This window comes from Nostoc sp. TCL26-01 (assembly GCF_013393945.1).
In the GTDB taxonomy this organism is placed as follows: Bacteria; Cyanobacteriota; Cyanobacteriia; order Cyanobacteriales; family Nostocaceae; genus Trichormus.
Window position 1 is genome coordinate 1,293,675 of sequence record NZ_CP040297.1, and the last position, 19,687, is coordinate 1,313,361.

A 19,687-nucleotide genomic window follows, 5' to 3' on the forward strand; every position below is an offset into this window, starting at 1 on the left:
CCAAATAATATGTTGCACGAGCTTTGGCAGTGAATGAATTTCCTAATTTGAGCTTGACGGATGTGGGGCTGCGGTTATTATCAGTGCTGCTGCTGATTGTGATTAATGCGTTTTTTGTAGCAGCTGAGTTTTCTATGGTGACAGTGAGGCGATCGCGTATTCATCAGCTAGTCAAGGCTGGAGATGTGCAGGCGATCGCTGTAGAAACACTGCAAAAGAGCATTGATAGACTATTATCGACAACCCAATTAGGAATTACGCTGTCTAGCTTGGCTTTGGGGTGGATTGGTGAAAGTTCGATTGTTGTGCTGGTGAGTGCATCACTCAAATCTTTGCCCATACCCGCAAATATGAGTCATGTACTCGCTCATTCTTGCGCTATTCCCATCGCTTTTTTTCTCATTGCCTATCTGCAAATTGTCTTGGGTGAACTGTGTCCTAAATCTATAGCCATAATATATTCAGAACAGCTAGCACGTTTTTTAGGGCCTTCAGTTAAAGCGATCGTCCGTTTCTTCCGCCCTTTAATCTGGATTCTCAATCAATCTACCAGCTATCTGCTGCGACTTTTTGGTGTTGAATACACAGGCCAAAGTTGGCGACCCCCTGTAACGCCAGAAGAATTACAAATAATTATCTCTACAGAACGAGAATCTATTGGTTTACAAACAGCAGAACGAGAACTACTCAACAACATTTTTGAGTTTGGTGACGTGACAGCCCAAGATGTGATGATCCCTCGGAATGGAATTGCAGCTTTATCCAACGACGCTACTTTCCAAAGCTTGCTGCAAGAAATGATCACCACTGGACACTCTCGTTATCCTGTGATTGGCGATTCTTTAGATGATATTCGGGGAATTGTCTACTTTCGAGATTTAGCCCAACCTTTAGCCGTTGGCAAACTATCTTTAGAAACCCAAATTCAATCTTGGATGCGTCCCGCCCGGTTTGTCCCAGAACACACACCCTTAAGTGAACTATTGCCTATGATGCAGCAAGAGAAGCCTGCTATGGTTATAGTCGTCGATGAATTTGGTGGGACTGTAGGGTTGGTAACTATCCAAGATGTCATTGCCGAAATTATCGGTAACGCAGGCGCATCTCCCAGCAGCGACGATTTGCTGATTCAGATGTTAAATCAGCAGACATTTTTAGTCCAAGCTCAAATCAACCTAGAAGACCTCAACCAAGTCTTGCATCTCAATTTACCCCTAACCAGGGAATATCAAACCCTAGCTGGCTTTTTGCTCTATCAATGGCAAAAAATGCCCACAAAAGGCGAAATTTTCTGCTACGACAATCTCGAATTTACCGTAGTCTCAATGGACGGGCCACGCCTGCATCAGATTCAAGTCCGACGTTTAAACGAGGGGTAGAGATTTGAACAAGGGGACAAGGAGAGAGTATTTATATAGTTTCTTTCCCCCCATCTCCCCATCCCCCCATCTCCCTATCTCCTTACTCAGCACTCATAACTCACTGGATCTTGTAAGCCTAATTCGGCAAAAGCTGCTAGACGCAAGCGGCAAGAGTCACAAACACCGCAAGCCGCATCACCACCAGCGTAGCAAGACCAAGTAAGTTCCCAAGGAACGCCTAATTGGTTGCCTAATTGAATGATTTCGGTTTTTTTTAACTCAATTAACGGGGCAACAATTTGAATGGGTTGACCTTCGCGTCCTTGTTTGGTTCCTAGTCGGAATACTTCTTGCATTGCCTGGATATAGTCTGGGCGACAATCGGGGTATCCTGAATAATCTAGGGCGTTAACTCCGATATATACTCGTTGAGCTGCGATCGCCTCAGCATAAGCCAACGCAAAACTTAAAAAAATAGTATTCCGTGCAGGTACATAGGTAATCGGAATATTTTGTGACATTTCATCTAAAGAACGCTCTTGGGGTAAATCAATTTTGTCGTCCGTCAATGCCGAACCACCCCACTGTCGCAAGTCAAAATTAACTACCCGATGTTGTGCTACTCCCACTTTTTGTGCTACCAGAAAAGCTGAGTGCAATTCCCGTCGATGTCTTTGCTGATAGTCAAACGCAATAGAGTAACACTCACAACCATCTGCTTTAGCTTGGTAGAGAATTGTGGAAGAATCTAATCCGCCAGACAATAAAATTACAGCTTTCATTTCCGTTGCAAATTCTAGATGATTAACTGCCCAATTACACTTCTAGTTTCTGTTAAAAGGAATACAAAATACTCTGCTTCAGGAAGTTGTATTGCCTCACAAATAGCCAAATCACATTGTTTACCTAGACATTCATAATGTGATATCAATCCAGAAATACCTTATAGAGACTCAGTTGATTGCGTCTATTGAAACTCATTTCCCACACCAATAACTCTGAGTAGTCAAAAATCCAAAGTCAAAAGTAAAAATCAAGATTTTTGGACTTTGGACTGTTGACCATTGACAAAAAAGGATAAAAAATCTTTGATAATGCCTAAGTCTTAAATAAATCTTTTTTTATTTGTCCATCTCCGTGTATCATTTATATTAATTGGTAATTTTACTAACAATAAAATTATTAATTATCCATCTAGATACTTGATTGCTTAAAAGTCTTTCAAGAATTTGCATTTAGGTATTACTGTGTTTTTGAATGTAGTTAAAAGATGCAACTTGTTTTATGTAACCTGACAGAGAACAAAGTAATTGAGGACTGTGGATACAAAACACATCCCGATTACGGGAACTGATTGCAAACTTTGAAATTCTTCATAAACAAGGCCTCTATGTTACCATCTGGATGGTTTTAGACGGATCATAACTGGCTGTTCAGTATAAACGCCAACGGCCATAGCGTCTCTAAATTTGGTGGTTGAGGAGAGAACAATAGTGCAAAATAGCATGTCAGTGGCAGAACCAAATTCATATACACAGCGCAACCAGCCACGACCGATTCGCATAGGCGTAATCGGTGTGGGTAACATGGGACAACATCATGCCCGTGTACTCAGTTCAATGAAGGATGTTGAACTAGTCGGAGTGGCAGATATCAATGTCGAACGAGGCTTAGAAACTGCCAGCAAATATAAGGTGCGTTTTTTTGAGGATTATTGTGACTTGCTTCCTCACGTGGAAGCAGTGTGTGTAGCTGTCCCCACTCGCTTACATTATGCTGTCGGTATTAACTGTCTGTTGGCAGGAATTCACGTTTTAATTGAAAAACCGATCGCTGCTAGTATCTCTGAAGCAGAATCGCTAGTCAATGCTGCTGCCGAGTCACAGTGTATTTTGCAAGTAGGTCATATTGAACGGTTCAACCCAGCATTCCGCGAACTGAATAAGGTGCTGAAAACTGAAGAAGTTTTAGCCCTAGAAGCTCATCGCATGAGTCCTTATTCAGACAGAGCTAATGATGTTTCGGTAGTCCTGGATTTAATGATCCATGACATTGACTTGCTCCTGGAATTGGCAGCCTCACCAGTAACTAAGTTAACCGCCAGTGGGACTCGTGCTTTAGACTCCGGTTACTTAGATTACGTAACTGCGACTATTGGATTTGCCAATGGGATTGTTGCTACTCTCACAGCCAGCAAAGTCACCCACCGGAAAATTCGCCGCATTGTCGCCCACTGCAAAAACTCTTTTACGGAAGCAGATTTTCTCAAAAATGAAATTTTGATTCATCGTCAAACCCCCGCTAACTCTCTCAATGACCATCGTCATTATCGACAAGACGGCTTAATTGAGAAAGTCTACACCACTAATATTCAACCCCTAAGTGCAGAACTAGAGCATTTTGTCAACTGTGTACATGGTGGGAATCAACCCTCAGTTGGTGGTGAACAAGCCCTCAAAGCTCTGAGATTAGCCAGCTTAATCGAACAGATGGCATTAGAAGAACGGGTATGGAACCCCTCAGATTGGCAATCTGAATCGAGAGTCCAATCATTGACACCAACTGTTTAGGAGACAAGGAAGGGGATAAGGGGACAAGGAGATAAGGGGACAAGGAGACAAGGAGATAAGGGGACAAGGAGAAAATTACTTAATTACTCTTTCCCCCCATCCCCCACTCCCCCCATCTTCCCCTCTCCCGTCCAAAAGCCTCCTGCTTTTTTGAAAACACAGGTTAAACTTAGCAACGAAAATATTTAAGCAGTTTCAATAAGCGAATCCATGTCATCTGATTGGATCAAAAATATTATCGAATCCCTGGGCTATTGGGGAATTGCTCTGCTGATGTTCGTAGAGAATTTATTTCCACCAATTCCTTCAGAATTAATCATGCCACTGGCAGGATATACAGCTAATCTGCCAGGCTCCAAACTCAATCTGACGGGCGTGTTTGTGGCTGGACTTTTAGGTTCTGTCGTCGGTGCGCTGGTTTGGTACTACCCAGGAAAATTTCTGGGTGAGAGACGTTTAAGAGAGTTAGCTGATAAGTATGGTAAGTGGATTAGCGTATCTAGCAAGGATATTACCAAAGCAAAACGCTGGTTTGACACTCAAGGCAATAAAGCAGTTTTGATTGGTCGGCTAATTCCAGGAGTGCGTACCCTCATCTCCGTACCAGCAGGCGTTAGCAATATGCCTCTGCTACCTTTTTTATTTTATACAACTTTAGGTAGCGCTGCTTGGGTGGGTTTGCTAACATACTCAGGATACGTTTTGGGTAGTCAGTATGAACTTGTGGATAAGTACCTTGCCCCTGTATCCAAAATCGTTCTAGGGACTTTGGTTTTGGCATTTGTTATCTGGATACTCAATCGTAAGCGTAGAAATACCAGAATTTGACGTAAAGTAGCTTTAAATTTGCACGTGGGGGTTACATCTGGTAAAAATTCGCCTACACTATGCCAAATAATGCTGACGAAGCGATCGCCTAAATTTTACTAAAATTTTAAAATTTGGCGTATTTGTAGCTACACTTGACGAGACTAAAAATTTCTGGTATCCCCCATGTTTGTACGACGAGCATGATAACTTTTTACAGGTAAGTAGGACTAGGAGCTTTAATATGACAGACCAACCTTCCGCCGCAACCCCGATGAATGCTGCTGCCATCCCTTTAAACAGAGTGTCAGCATCTACCCCAATTAACGCTGCTCCAGCTAGTAAGCCCAGCAATGGTTCGAGCAAATCTATTCTCAGTGTGGATTTAGGCAGAACTTCCACCAAAACTTGTGTCAGCCGCGAACCCAATAACGTGGTGTTTGTACCTGCTAACGTTAAGCAAATGTCCATCGAGCAAGTACGCGGGGGCGTTTTTGAAGCCCGTGCTACTGATCCTTTAATGGACTTATGGCTGGAGTATCAAGGCAAAGGCTATGCCGTCGGTCAACTAGCAGCAGATTTTGGGGCTAATTTGGGAGTCGGTCAATCTAAAGTTGAGGATGCCATTATCAAGGTATTGGCAAGTGCTGGCTACTTCAAACTCAAAGATGAAATTTCTGTGGTGCTGGGTTTACCTTTTCTCTCTTTAGAACAATTTGAGCGAGAAAAAGCACAATTAATTAGTCAAGTTACAGGGCCTCATGTTTTAAATTTCCGTGGCGAGTCTGTAGCTTTAAATATCACTAAGGTTTGGGTGATGCCAGAAGGTTATGGTAGTCTTCTGTGGTCAGAAGCCCAACCCAAGAAAGGTGGTACTAGCCCCGATTTTACAAAAATTTCTGTGGCAATTGTCGATATCGGTCATCAAACCATCGATTTATTAATGGTGGACAATTTCCGCTTTGCTAGAGGTGCTTCTAAGAGTGAAGACTTCGGGATGAATAAGTTCTATGAACTAGTAGCAGCCGAAATCGAAGGCGCAGATAGCCAATCTTTAGCATTAATCTCAGCTGTGAATAAACCCAAAGGCGAACGTTTTTATCGTCCCAAAGGTGCTAGTAAGCCAGCTAACCTTGATGATTTCCTACCCAACTTGATAGAGCAATTTTCCAGAGAAATTTGCAGCCGTGTGTTAGCTTGGTTGCCAGAGCGTGTCACCGATGTGATTATCACTGGTGGTGGTGGTGAGTTTTTCTGGGAAGATGTGCAACGTCTACTCAAAGAAGCCAAAATTAATGCTCACTTAGCTGCTCCTTCTAGACAAGCGAACGCCTTGGGGCAGTATATTTATGGAGAGGCCCAATTATCCTCCAGTCGCTCTTCTAGGGCTTAAAAAGAATGTTCCAATGGTCAAAAAAGGTAGTTAAATCGGTCACGTTCAATCCAGGAGTCGCTGATGAGAGTTTGTTAGCGGTTGTAGAAAGCTATCTTGAAAAACAACCAGACAAGACTTTTAGCGACCTCTGTAAAGAGGCCTTATGGCAATCTTTATGCGTACCGGAATCTGTAAAACCTGGTCTCAAGACGGCAGTAACAGAATCGGCTGAACAAAAAATCGATGAGTTGCAACGTCAAGTACGTGACCTTGAGGAACGTTTTTTTGCCAAAGAATCTCATCGTCTAGAAGCGCTGGAACGCCAAATTTTGCAACTAACACAACAAATGGCGCATCTAGCAATTATCGTCACAGAACGACCTGTGGTTTACCATCAACCTCAATCAGCACCAGCCGTAGATGTAGTCAATACTCCCTATGCTGTGAATTCTCAGGAAGAAGTTGACCCTTTAATCAGTCGTTTAAGTCAATATCTTGATGATTTTTAGTGACAAGCCATTGTTGTGAGTAATATTGAGCTAGTGTCCTTAATAGTATTTACTATTAAGGATTATTAATTTAATGGGCAAGAGTCAATAGTCATTGGTCAATAGTCATTGGTCAATAGTCATTAGGCAAGAGTTATTATTTCTTCATTTTGAATTTTGCGGAAAGTTCTGTAGGCGGGTTTCCCGCCGTAGGAAACTTTTCAAGACGAATTTTGAATTTTGAATTGGTATCAGCACTCACTACTCATCACTCACTACTCACTAAACTGTACATGATGTTAAAATCCTCAAGTGTAGGCTGAGGATACCCCAATGGCAGTTATAGCTAGCTCAATCAAGTTTGGTACAGATGGCTGGCGGGGCGTGATTGGTGATGAGTTCACCTTTGAACGCCTAGCTTTGGTCGCACCAGTGGCAGCACAGGTATTATATGATACGTATTTTTCAAGCGTGGGTAGCCGCACAATTATCGTGGGTTATGATCGCCGGTTTATGGCAGAAAATTTTGCCCGTGCTGTGGCTGATGCTGTGACTGCTATCGGATTTGATGTTTTGCTCAGTGAAAGCTATGCTCCTACTCCTGCTTTTAGTTGGGCTGCTAAACAACTCAATGCTTTGGGGGCGCTGGTGATTACAGCTAGTCATAATCCTGGCGCATATTTGGGCTTAAAAGTCAAGGGTTATTTTGGTGGTTCAGTATCGCCAGAAGTGACAAAAGATATTGAAGCACTGCTACTACAGGGAGTTCCACCCGCAACAACTCCTGGTAAATTGGAAAGTTTTGATCCTTGGCCTAGTTATACAGAAGGTTTAAAAAGTAAAGTTGATATTGGCAAAATTCAACAAGCGATCGCTTCTGGGAAAGTCACTGTATTTGCGGATGTGATGCACGGTGCAGCAGCAAGCGGTTTGGGGCGATTGCTAGGTGAAAACGTGAAAGAAATTAACAGCGATCGCGATCCTTTATTTGGTGGTGGTGCGCCGGAACCCTTGCCTAAATACTTGACAAAATTATTTGAGATGATCCGCAATCATCGAGAGCAAGATAAATCAGGTTTAGCGGTAGGATTTGTATTTGATGGTGATAGCGATCGCATTGCCGCAGTCGATGGAGAAGCTAATTTTTTAAGTTCGCAAATTTTAATCCCCATCTTAATTGACCACTTAAAGAGTAGACGCAACTTTACAGGGGAAATCGTCAAAACTGTTAGTGGTTCCGATTTGATTCCTAAAGTGGCTGCACTCCATAACTTATCAGTATTTGAAACAGCCGTAGGTTATAAATACATCGCTGACAGAATGTTAGCTGCACCAGTATTATTAGGTGGAGAAGAATCAGGGGGAATCGGTTACGGAAGCCACATACCCGAACGGGATGCCCTTTTAGCAGCATTGTACGTCTTAGAAGCCATTGTCGAATCTGGGCAAGATTTAGGAGATTATTATCGCCACTTACAACAGGAAACAGGCTTTACTTCCGCCTACGATCGCATCGACTTACCTCTAGCAAGTATGGATGTAAGAGCGCGTCTTCTGCAACAACTCCAAACCCAACCCCTCACCGAAATCGCAGGTAAAGCAGTTATTGACTGTAACACTATCGACGGCTACAAATACCGCCTAGCGGATAATAGCTGGTTAATGATTCGCTTCAGTGGTACGGAACCAGTCTTACGCCTCTACTGCGAAGCCTCCACCCTGGAAGAAGTGCATCAAACCCTAGCTTGGGCGAAACAGTGGGCCGAGTGAAGGAGTGAGGGAGTGAGGGAGTGCTGAGTGCTGAGTGGAAGTCGAATGACCAATGACTAATGACTAATGACTAATGACTAATGACTAATGACTAATGACTAAACTTCTTGTGGTAGCAACAGGTAATCAGGGTAAGTTGCGAGAGATGCAGGCTTATCTGGTGAATACTGGCTGGGAATTGAGACTGAAGCCGGCGGAATTGGAAATTGAAGAGACGGGGGAGACATTTGCGGCTAATGCTTGTCTGAAAGCTTCTCAGATTGCTCTAGCAACGGGAAATTGGGCGATCGCTGATGACTCTGGTTTACAAGTAGATGCCTTGAATGGTGCGCCAGGGGTGTATTCTGCGCGTTACAGTAATACTGACTCTGAACGAATTGCGCGATTACTGCGGGAATTGGGTAATGAAGTGAATCGACAAGCGCAGTTTGTGTGTGTAGTGGCGATCGCATCTCCTGATGGGGCGATCGTACTACAAGCAGAAGGTATTTGTCACGGCGAAATTCTGCATACACCTATTGGTGATGGTGGTTTTGGTTATGATCCGATTTTTTATGTCCCCGAAAAGCAATTAACTTTTGCCCAGATGACACCAGACTTGAAAAAGTCAGTTAGTCATCGTGGTAAAGCTTTTGCCGCTTTACTGCCCCAAATAGAAAAATTATCGATCTTTGATTGAGATTCAGATTCTCATACTACAGGCTAACACAGATGTAGGTTGGGTTGACATCAGGAAACCCAATACCTTGATCTAACGTGAGTTCGACGACTAGAAAAAACCCCTCTCCAAACCTCTCACGCCAGTTTGCTCAAGTCGGGAAACCCGCCCACGCAACTGGCTCCCCTACAAGGAGAGAGGCTTTAAAACCCTCATTTTTCGTTGATATATTATGATCTCTACTCCCCTCTCCGCGTCGGAGAGCAGGGTGGTTTCATACAAACAGAGAAAAAACAAAACTTTGTTTCAAAGCCTCTCCCCCCGTGGGGGAGAGGTTTGGAGAGGGGTCAAAACTTCTGCTACAAAGCGACAAATCAAGATGTATGTATTTTTCTTTTTTCGTATGAAACCACCCTGCCCTCTGTGCGTCGGAGAGGGGTTGGGGGAGAGGTCAAAAAAGATTTATCGCACTCACGTTGATCTATGTTGGGTTGCGCTGCGCTTAACCCAACCTACACTTCCTGAATTCTGACTTCTGAATTCTGACTTCTGACTCCTGAATTCTGTTTGATAATGTGGTTTTAACTACGCTATGAAGTTGAATTGGTGAGGTAGACTTGCTGTATGTCCTCAAGTTATTGAGTTGCATTTAATCTCAAAAAAGGGATAACTCATGAGCAGAGAAGTAGTCAAAGTTGTTTTATGGGAAGAAAACCAAAAAGATTTTGTGAAAAAGTTCTATGATCTCCAATTTATTCCCAGAGTAGGAGAGGAAATTTACCTAAAAAAGGAGAATTGGCGAGTAACCAGAATTGAGCATGATATAGAAGTTGATGAGATTAATATCTATATGGAATTAATCAAAAAGAAAAAGCAGGATAAACCATCCAATCCAGAAATAACCGATAAAAAATTATAAACAATGACCAATGACTAATGACTAATAATTGTTGTCACTTGTTGTAATTTTGTTTGATAGACTTTGACTAATCTATCAATACCTTTAAAACGATGATTCCCCATTTCGTGAAAATCAGAATGTTGCGATAGTAATTGATAAGTAGCTTCACTAATAACGCATTCGCTGGGGGGACAGACTCCTTCCATACGTGCTGCTAGATTAATCGTTCCTCCTAATGCTGTGTATTCTACCCTTTGGGAACTACCAACATCGCCCACAACTGCCTTACCACTATTAATGGCAATGCGTAATTGTAGGGGTTCTTGCCAGAAACCATTAGCATTGAGGCGTTCCATACGATTGAGCATACCTTTAGCCGCAGCTGTAGCGCGATCAGCGTGGTCTGCCTGGGGTTCGGGAGCGCCAAAAAAAGCCATAATACAATCACCGATATATTTATCTAAAGTGCCGCTATAAGCAAAAACTTCTTGCAGCATCTCTTCAAATAAATTATTTAACAATTGAGCGATCGCTGTTGGTGTTAATCTTTCCGAAATTGCTGTAAAGCCAACTAAATCGGCAAACAAAATACTAATTTCACTTTCTGCTGGGGGTAAACGTCCGTCTGGTGAACCACCAACGGCAATTAATTGTTGAACAACTGCGGGGGAATGGTATCGTTCTAAACGATGACGAATTACTTCTTCGGTTTTGAGTTTTTCAGCTAATAACCAACGTTGCACGCTAGAAGCCACAAGATTTGCTAAGGCGGAAAAAAAGCTGAGTTCTTCTTCACCTTCATTGGCCCAATGATAAGAAGATAAATGAGCATCAGCGTACAGCACACCTACAACTTTATTTTCATCCCATAATGGGACAGCCATAGCGCTACGAATGCCTTTGAGTAAAATGCTGTGTTCGCTAGAAAATCTCTCATCTTTGTGGGTATCAGCAGTTTGGATAACGACTTTTTCTGCAAATACTTTTTGACAGATAGTCCGACTAATCCAACTACCATCAGCTAGTAAATACTTCTGTTGCGTCATGCTTCTAGTACCAGCATTAACTAACTCTAAATGACCGCAACCACCAACATCAATTAGCAATGCCAATCGGTCAATACTACTGAGGTAGCGAAAAACCACCTGTTGCACCTGAGAAAAAATTTCCTCTATGGATGCTGCTGCACAGAGATTTTTAGCTATGTCTACTAGGTCTTTGAGACGAGCAATTGTTTTATCTTTATTACCAATGTTCCCATCATGGCTATCAGCATCTATCCATTGTTGTTGTAGTTGTTTGACATTACGAAAAATTGTTCTTTGTTCTCCATCTGCTGCCATTTCTACGTGTTTGTGCGGATATGATGGCACAGGAGCTTGTAACGACACTACCAAGTTCACATTTCCTAACCAAATGACATCTCCATGCTGTAACTGTTGAGTGTTGTTAACAGTATTTTGATTCACTTGCGTACCATTTTTACTACCCAGATCCTTAATGATCCATGTACTATCAGCTTTTTTTACAAGTTGAGCGTGTTTGCGAGAAACACCCCCAAAAGGTAGATATAAATCACATTCTGGCAACCGTCCAATTGTGAAGATATCTTGCTCCACAGTAACAGTTGTTTCCGTATCTCCTTGTTGTAGGCGTAAAGTCAGTTGAGTCATGGGTGTGATATGTCGATCCTGGGGATTGAGAACACAAAGTTATTTGAGATAAAGGATATTCACAAATTCTTTACCATTTCTTTATGGCACTGTTCATGGCATTACGACAACTGGATGTAATAAATATTACTTTTATTTTCAAGACATTGCACCGGAATCAGGAAGACGCGACAAATTATCGTCTTTACACACAGGGGATAAATCAGTTATCAGTTATCAGTTACCAGTTGTCAGTTGTCAGTTAACGCTGATATAGTGGGGGACTTAAACCCAATTATCTTGACTAATAACTGTTTACTGATAACTGTTAAGTTGCCTTCACACTCTCACACCGATGTTTCTGAGGAATCAAGAAAATAGGTTAGGCGGTAATTCCAGGGGTAGAGTTCCTAACAAGCCTTTGCGGTAATCTGTTAACAGTTGTCTAGCAGTTCTTTCCACATTGCCTTGATAACGATGTGCGGCTAAAGCGTGTAGATATGCTTCTCCGGTGTGGGGTATGGAGTCAAGTTCGTAACGTGAATATAAAGGTGATTTTGGTAGTATTTCACCAGCTTGTTCTAGGAGAAAATTCAGTAAATCTACTAATGCGGCAGCGACTAGTTGATTATCATAAGATGCTTCGCCAATATCATCACAAATTGCCAATTTTACAGCCGCATCTTGATTGCCAAACTTAGCCGGAATCACACCAGGCGCGTCTAATAATTCTAACTCGTCAGAAATTCTCACCCAACGTAGTTGTCGAGTTACCCCAGGACGCGCCGCACTTTCGACGACTCGCTTCCCGAGGAGACGGTTAATTAAGGCTGATTTGCCGACATTAGGAAAACCGATGACTACAGCACGAACAGCACGGGGTAACATTCCCCGATCGCGTCTTCTCTGATTCAATTCTACACCAGCTGCTTGAGCTGCTTTTGCTACGGCAACGACACCTTGACCGTGTTGAGCGTTGGTAAAATAGGGAGTCTCCCCACGGTTTTGGAAATATTTTTCCCAAAGCGATCGCACTTGTCCTGGTATCATATCTAACCGATTGATCACCAAAACTCGCGCTTTACTTCCCACCCATTCATCTATTTGCGGATGGTATGTGGCTAAAGGAATCCGCGCATCTCTAACCTCAAATACCACATCTACCCGTGATAGCTGTTCTTTGAGATTCTTTTCTGCCTTGGCTATATGACCGGGATACCATTGAATTAGGTTTAATTTATAGTTATTTGTTAAAGACATATGAGTGATGAGTGATGAGTGCTGTTAGCGGTAGCGGGGCGTTCAGCCCGTGCTGAGTTCAATTATTACTTGTTATCGCCTGATGTAAAATGATGCGGTTGTTATCGGGGTCGTAGGCGTAAATTTCCTTACCGTGAGAGGCGATCGCTATTTTTCCTGGTGGGGGAAAACCTATACTTGTTAAGTGAGCGATCGCCTCTTCTAGATTACTCACTTCTAAGCATAAACTAATTCGATTCTTGTCTGAGTGGGGAAATTCTGATTCATGTGTTTGTTGAGGTTGAAAAATCCCTAAACGCCAACTATTAAACTTAAATTCAGCATACACATTAGGGATAAAAGTTATTGGTTCTTGTCCTAATAAGTTAGTGTAAAACTCTACCAATTTCTCAATATTTAACGTAGCGATCGCCACAATTGTATCTGTATATTCAAAACCCATAATATCAACTACCAATTACATACTTTAACTCACTACACCATTTCCTCCACTCCTAGCAAACTCTCCTCAAAAACCTCCTCATTCCTCTGCGCTAACCTCCGCGTCCCTCTGCGTTCAAAAAAAGCCTATCCACCCATCCAAATGGCACATAGAGAAATAAAAAGCCTTTTTTTGTGTTATAAAACTCACAGCAAATTAACTTAACAACAGGCTACTCTATGGAGCCAGAAAAACTCAGCCGTTTTAAAGATTACGGTGAACTTATTTTACAAAAACTGGATTTTGTCCCCCAATCTCCCTCACAAAAAGAAGATTGGGTTCCTGCTAGCTTGGATGAGTGTCTGATACGTCTCCGAGAAGCTGCGGAAAAAACGGTAGAACTAGCTACTTCGCCTGTAAAAATTGGCGTGATGGGAGAATTTAGCAGTGGCAAAACTCTCCTTTTGGGTAGCCTCATCGGTTATGCAGATGCTTTACCCATCAGCGAAAATCCTACCACAGGGAACGTCACAGCTATTCATCTCGTTCCCCAAACAGGCTTTGCAACTACACAAGTTGATAATTTTACAGTTGAGTATCTGACTCGTGAGGGGGTGAATGAGTGTTTGCGGTTCATGCTGGGGGAAGCTAACCGTCGTACCTTAGCCGCCGGACTTCCCGCAATTCAACCTGCAAAACTCAACTCCGGGAAAGATATTCTCGACTGGTGTGAGGCGACTTGGAATAGCAGCAACAATTTAGAATTGCGTTATCTGTTGCGGGAATTGGTGTTATTTATCCGCGCCTATAGTGCGTATGGGGAAGCCTTGTGTGGTGGACGTTACCAAATTGACGCGACATCTGCCCGTGAGGGTTTACAATTAGCAGAACAGCCATTAGCTATTCAAACTCTTGGCTTTGAAGATTTACCGCCAGCGCATATCCGCTTACCGAGTCCACCACAAAATTTACCGATCAAGTTATTACAAAATAGCTTCCCATTAATTCGTCGTGTTGATATTACAGTCAAAATTTCGCGGGAAATTTGGGATATAACTGATGCTTCTGAGTTTATTATTTTAGACTTTCCTGGCTTGGGTGCGGCGAATTCTGGCGCGAGGGATACGTTTTTATCTTTGCGAGAATTGGCAGAAGTGCAGACGATTTTGGTGTTACTTAATGGTAAGTCGCCAGGGAGCGATCGCGCTAACAAAATTTTCACGATGATGCAGCAGCAGCGTCCCGGACAAGATTTGAAGGATTTGATTTTGGTGGGGGTGGGACGTTTTGATCAATTACCGTTAGAAAGTGAAGGGGGAGAAAGGGAACTCGACCAACTCATTGACGATAATCAAAACCCTAATGTCTCGGCCGATAAGGTTTTACAAAAACTGCGAGTTTTGCAAACCACCATCGATGGTGCAAGTGCATTCACTAGCCAAAAAGACCGGATTGTTTTATTGTCGCCGCTTTTGGGACTGGCAGAATTATCCAAACGTTCTAGCAGCGTCAAAGCGGGTTCGCCGGAGTTTTTAGCTAATTTAGACTATCCAGACTACTTGGAGAGGTCGAAGCGGTTGCAGCAAAAGTGGGGCAGGTTGAGCGATCGCCTGCTAGAATCAGATCCACGCAGTCATTTAAGCCGACAATTGGGTTACTTTGCTCAGGATGGGGGTATTGCCAAGCTACGGGAATTGATTCAAAGTCATGTGGCTACTCACGGACTGAAGCAATTGTATGCAGATACTCAACGAGCTGCGGAAAATTTACAGCAACAACAGGAAAATCTCAAAAATATTATTGCGGAAATTCATGCTCAAGGTATCCCCACTGGCGACAGTCAGGATTTAATTGATTTGCGAACGGCGCTAGAGAATTTAGATAAAACTTATCGCAACTTTCAAAAAGATTTAGGGAAAGAACCACTCAAAGATCGGCGGGGAATGGTTGTCAGTGATGTGGTGAAAGATGAACTAACTTTTAGAATTTTAAGTTGGCATCAATGGACTTTGTTATTTAACAAAGCTCAAAATGGCACAATCACTATTACCGAATCAAAAGGTGCGGCTGGTAAGTTATTTGACCGGGGGAATAAAACCAATACTACTATCCCCACACAAAGCGATGATTTTTATCCAGCCTTTGCTAAGACGGTGCAAGAGTTGGAAGAATTTGCCCGCGATCGCATTCGGCAAGCGGTGTTAGACTTACTGCATAAATTATCGCACCAAATTGTCTCAGAGCGCGATCGTCTACAAACAATTCTCAATCCAGAAATAGAACCAGAGATTGAAAACAAATTTGGTGCAGAAGCGGCTGATTTATTTTACAAATTACTTTTAGGATGCGATCCTAATCAATGGCAATCGGCAATTATTTCGGAGATTAATCAGCAAGATAAATCCCTGACACCAGAAGTAATGTTTCCTCTGGCGCGTCAGGATGAAAAACACAATATTGGCCAAATCTTTGATTGGTCACCAGAAAAAAGTCAATTTTCTCGTTCGACTAATCACCAAATGTTTGTTCTCCGTTTACGAGATGAACTGACTGCTAGCGCTAGCTTACATTTAGTCCAGTATGTCAGTGAAGTTAATCAACAAGTAAACGCTGAATTAGCAGGAATTTTGGATCAAATCATTCCCACCTTGCAAAATCTTTCTAAGAAAGATAGCTTACTGAGATTTATTGCTGCTGGTGATTCTCCATCCCAGGGGGCCGTTCCTACTTGGTTGCAAAATCTCTCAGAAATTGCCGATTTGGCAGTCAATTATCAGTAAGAAGTAATTAGTGAACCACTGCTAATGACTAATTACTTTTGACTGCATAGGGAACATATCAAATGCCTGTAAAAATTCAGCTTGCACCTCGCTTCCAAGTGCGGGTTAACGACAAGAAATATCTGGAACTGCCGACAATTCAATTAATTGGTTATGGTAACGATGTTCCGCATATTGCTCGCATCACCTGTACTGTTAAAGGCGCACCAAGCGAATTAGCTCTCAAAATAGAAAAAGCATACAGACAGTTTGCATCTGATACGCCAAAAATCTCCCAAATCGGTCAATTAGAACAGTATCCTTGTAAACTAGAGCAACCTTTAACACAAGCAATCAACTGTAATTTACAAGTAATTGTTGAGTATTTTGATTCTGATTATTCAGGAAATCCCCTGCTATCAGCACGTAAAAAAATAGCAGCTTATTGTCATCTGTGGTCACTACCTATGAATCCAACAACCCCAAAAGAACCAACCAATCATCCGCTACAAGTTCAGAGTTACAATGAGAAGAAATCAGATGAAAAACCAAGATTTCCGGGATGGTTTGCTTTAGATTTCGGTACATCCAATTCTACGGTGACACTTTTTGACCCGATTGAAGTACCAATTGCCGAAGTTTTACCGAGAGAACAGGAATTAAGATTGCGCGATCGCCTTTCGCAATGGTTGAATTCTCCCGGTGCGATCGCTTTACCAGAAGTGCAAGAAAGTGAATGGGAAAAGTTTATTGCTGATATTAGTAAGAGTTTAGAAATAGAACCTAGTCGCTTAAAAGAAGTTTTTGAAAATGATAATAAGGAACGTTTTTTAGAAGCAATTAGACAGATAGAATTGTGTCTAGGTAACAGTGATAAATTTCGCTATGCCGTCAGTAGAAAATTATATCAAATCTACCATGAAGTCTTTCGCGTCCCGACTTTAGAATCCCAAAATTTAATCCCCGTTGTCTTAGATATTGACCGCCGAGATACAGAAATTCCCAGTGAGTTGGAAGTGGCTAAATTGACGGATTTAGAACTACGCATGGGTAGGGAAGCAAGAGACAACAGAAAAAAAGCGATCGCTCAAGGAACCAGCAGTTCTCTTAAAGAAATTATCAGCAGATTTCACCATTCACCCAAGCGTTATTTTGGCCAAGAACGGAAATTTTCTGTAATTTTGGATGGTAGAGAAGAAACAATTAATGTAAATGAACTCGTCCAAGCCGCTTGGTCACATTTAATTGACTTAACCGAAGATTATCGTCAACGTGCTAGACGCAGATTCTCCGAAGGAGATTTTTTAACCGCCGTTGTCACTTATCCCACCGTCGCACCACCAGTTGTCCGCAAGGAAGTCAAAAAATTAGTGGAAGAGTTAGGTATTGATGACGTACAAACTGCTTATGACGAAGCAGTTTCCGTTGCTATTTTCTTCCTCTGGCGCGAGTTTGGCGGTAATCTTAACATTGGCATTGAGTCATTTAAAACCCGTTGTCGTCAAGAACAAAATAAATGGTCACAAAATGTTCTCGTCTTAGATATTGGTGGGGGAACAACAGACTTAGCGTTAATTGAACTCACCCTAGAAGATAAAACACCATCCTTTGGTAATCATGAAGATCGAGGTTTAGGTGGACGTTACTATAAACTCACACCCAAACTGTTAGGTTCATCGGGACATTTACAACTAGGCGGGGAATTAATTACCCTGCGAGTTTATCGGTTATTAAAAGTGGCGATCGCTGATACTTTACTCACAGCCATAACTATGGGTAATCTTGAAAGTGACAAACTCGAAGATTTAATCAGTTCAGAATTAAACGAACGCTTCATCGAACAAGGAAAATTCAAAACTGGTAGTCTTTTAAAATGTCTAGATAAAGAAAATCCTGAAGGTGATGCTGCCTATAAAGATGCTCTAGATACTGCCGAAAAAGTTATCCCTACCCGTTGGCAACAAGCACCCCAACGCCTACAAACCTTCTACACTCTCTGGGATTATGCCGAAGCAGCTAAACTCAAACTAGGACAAAAATCACTCACAGATAATTCTCCATTAACATTCACCCTGGCTGAACCACAAATTGCTGAACTGCTGACCCAAAGTGCCATCAAATTTCAAGTCAAAGAACTTGATAGTATTAGCGTTACTTTAGATAGTCAACAATTTGAACGTGCTGCTGCTACCGCAATTAAAGAAGCAATTGGGATTGCCAAAGGATTGATGGAAAGCCGCTTACGAACTGAAAGTAACAATATAGATTCCTGGAACACTCATAAAGTTGACTGGCTAATTCTCTCAGGTAAAACTTGTAACTTAGATTTAGTCCAAAACCACATTTATCAAGAATTTAGCAAGTCTCCCTACTTCGTTTGGAATCCTGAAAGAATTACCTTTGTTTTGGAATATACCAAACTTGCCACCTCCGCCGGTGCTTGTTACGCCGAGAAATTGCGGCGGCTGAGATTTGACCCCGAAGAATCAAAAGGGTTACTACGTAAAGGTGCTAACCAACTAGAAATAGATGTGAAAAATCTATTTTATTACCTGCCTTGCAACTTCAAACGCAAAACCCAAAGTAACGAATTGCTAACAGTATTCAAAGCTGGACAAGAACTTTATCAACTTGCACCTGCGGAAAATGTAGCGAAAGTGCGTACAGCTTGGCAAGGAATACAGTTAACTAATATTATCTATCGCCAAGATTACGAGGATGGAGATTTGCGCCTCTGGGGTAGCTTTGATGGCAAAAACCTGATGGAAAAATTAGGAATGGACGAGGGAGAGTTTCTCAAAAAGATTAAGGTTCAATTTGAGATTGACCAAACCCTGCAATTGAACGTCTTGTTATGTCAAGGAAACCCCCATTATTTAATCGATGTTGCCGGAATTGATGTCAGTTCCGCCATCTCCGCCTTGACCGACACATCTACCCTCTTTGCTGATGGTCAATTGAAGTGGAATATCGCCGTAGAAGGTGCAAATAAAGATTTACATGATGGTGATATTGCTGTCAATGTGATTGAGTCAGCCACCGTAGACCAACCAGATGCTTATCATGTGGTATTTGAAGCCGATAAAAACGATCATAAATCCTTACAAAAATTCCATTACTTGCGCGATGGTTCACCCCAACCCGGAACAGGCTTAATTAGCAACCCTTTACCCTCCTTCCCCCAAACCGGTCAGCACACCTTTTATATCTACCAAACCGATAACGACACTAACAGCAAAAAATGGATACGTATCGGCGCACTCCCCAGGCCAGATGTCAGTACAGATTACCCCTGTCAATATCACGTCACCCTTGACAACAAAGGCATTTTACGCATACACGCCGGCGATGTTCCCTACTGGACATCCACAAACAGAGAATGTCTCCAACAACCAGGATGCGTCTACCGCACTGAATTAGACTTGCAACCCAACGAAGTTGACAAAGAACGCGACCCCTTTTGTGGAATTCATTAAATTGTGAAGCAGGGGAGGCAGGGGAGGCAGGGGAAGCAGGGGAGGAAAAATCCCATGATTATATTTGCTTTCACCCATTGAAGATTTTATTTTCTGGAAGTCCCTAATTCTTTCTCCCCACTCCCTCACTCCCTCACTCCCTCACTCCCTCACTCCCTCACTCAGCACTCAGCACTCATCACTCAGCAC

General features: G+C 42.3%; 14 protein-coding genes. 10 read left to right on the forward strand and 4 right to left on the reverse strand.

From position 1 onward, the window contains the following. Positions 1-29 precede the first annotated feature (29 nt). On the forward strand, positions 30-1,379 hold the full coding sequence (locus tag FD725_RS05515; RefSeq protein ID WP_179047195.1) for a hemolysin family protein: 1,350 nt from the start codon (positions 30-32) through the stop codon (positions 1,377-1,379). 86 nt (positions 1,380-1,465) lie between these two features. Here the strand turns inward: FD725_RS05515 and queC are convergent, their stop codons facing one another. Next, positions 1,466-2,143, reverse strand: coding sequence for a 7-cyano-7-deazaguanine synthase QueC (queC, locus tag FD725_RS05520; RefSeq protein WP_179047196.1), 678 nt, complete (start codon positions 2,141-2,143; stop codon positions 1,466-1,468). A 711-nt stretch (positions 2,144-2,854) separates the two neighbouring features. Between queC and FD725_RS05525 the strand changes: the two genes are divergently transcribed. From FD725_RS05525 to FD725_RS05555, 7 genes are all read left to right on the forward strand, one after another. Then, positions 2,855-3,931, forward strand: coding sequence for a Gfo/Idh/MocA family protein (locus FD725_RS05525; RefSeq protein ID WP_179047197.1), 1,077 nt, complete (start codon positions 2,855-2,857; stop codon positions 3,929-3,931). 210 nt (positions 3,932-4,141) lie between these two features. Further along, positions 4,142-4,759, forward strand: a complete 618-nt coding sequence (locus FD725_RS05530; protein WP_179047198.1) for a DedA family protein — start codon at positions 4,142-4,144, stop codon at positions 4,757-4,759. 223 nt (positions 4,760-4,982) lie between these two features. Further along, entirely contained in the window at positions 4,983-6,131 is a 1,149-nt protein-coding gene (locus FD725_RS05535; protein ID WP_179047199.1) for a ParM/StbA family protein, read from the forward strand. Between the two features lie 5 nt (positions 6,132-6,136). Continuing rightward, complete coding sequence (locus FD725_RS05540) at positions 6,137-6,622, forward strand: plasmid segregation centromere-binding protein ParR (protein ID WP_179047200.1); 486 nt, start codon at positions 6,137-6,139, stop codon at positions 6,620-6,622. Between the two features lie 312 nt (positions 6,623-6,934). Continuing rightward, a complete protein-coding gene (locus tag FD725_RS05545; protein WP_179047201.1) occupies positions 6,935-8,371 on the forward strand; it encodes a phosphoglucomutase/phosphomannomutase family protein in 1,437 nt (478 codons plus the stop codon). Between the two features lie 94 nt (positions 8,372-8,465). Then, positions 8,466-9,050 carry an RdgB/HAM1 family non-canonical purine NTP pyrophosphatase gene (gene rdgB / locus FD725_RS05550; protein ID WP_179047202.1) on the forward strand — a complete coding sequence of 195 codons (585 nt, stop codon included), beginning with the start codon at positions 8,466-8,468 and terminating at the stop codon, positions 9,048-9,050. Between the two features lie 652 nt (positions 9,051-9,702). Continuing rightward, on the forward strand, positions 9,703-9,948 hold the full coding sequence (locus FD725_RS05555) for a hypothetical protein (RefSeq protein ID WP_179047203.1): 246 nt from the start codon (positions 9,703-9,705) through the stop codon (positions 9,946-9,948). 14 nt (positions 9,949-9,962) lie between these two features. On the opposite strand, the gene FD725_RS05560 is transcribed toward FD725_RS05555, so the two are convergent. The 3 genes from FD725_RS05560 to FD725_RS05570 form a co-directional block, all read right to left on the reverse strand. After that, on the reverse strand, positions 9,963-11,603 hold the full coding sequence (locus tag FD725_RS05560; RefSeq protein WP_179047204.1) for an adenylate/guanylate cyclase domain-containing protein: 1,641 nt from the start codon (positions 11,601-11,603) through the stop codon (positions 9,963-9,965). Positions 11,604-11,951: 348 nt separating this feature from the next. Next, positions 11,952-12,842, reverse strand: a complete 891-nt coding sequence (gene ylqF, locus FD725_RS05565; protein WP_179047205.1) for a ribosome biogenesis GTPase YlqF — start codon at positions 12,840-12,842, stop codon at positions 11,952-11,954. A 58-nt stretch (positions 12,843-12,900) separates the two neighbouring features. After that, a complete protein-coding gene (locus FD725_RS05570) occupies positions 12,901-13,284 on the reverse strand; it encodes a VOC family protein (RefSeq protein ID WP_179047206.1) in 384 nt (127 codons plus the stop codon). Positions 13,285-13,502: 218 nt separating this feature from the next. Between FD725_RS05570 and FD725_RS05575 the strand changes: the two genes are divergently transcribed. Both FD725_RS05575 and FD725_RS05580 read left to right on the forward strand, forming a co-directional pair. Beyond that, entirely contained in the window at positions 13,503-16,043 is a 2,541-nt protein-coding gene (locus tag FD725_RS05575; protein ID WP_179047207.1) for a proteasome protein, read from the forward strand. Positions 16,044-16,105: 62 nt separating this feature from the next. Then, positions 16,106-19,498: a virulence factor SrfB gene (locus tag FD725_RS05580; protein ID WP_179047208.1), complete on the forward strand. Its 3,393-nt coding sequence runs from the start codon at positions 16,106-16,108 to the stop codon at positions 19,496-19,498. The last annotated feature ends 189 nt before the right edge of the window (positions 19,499-19,687 follow it).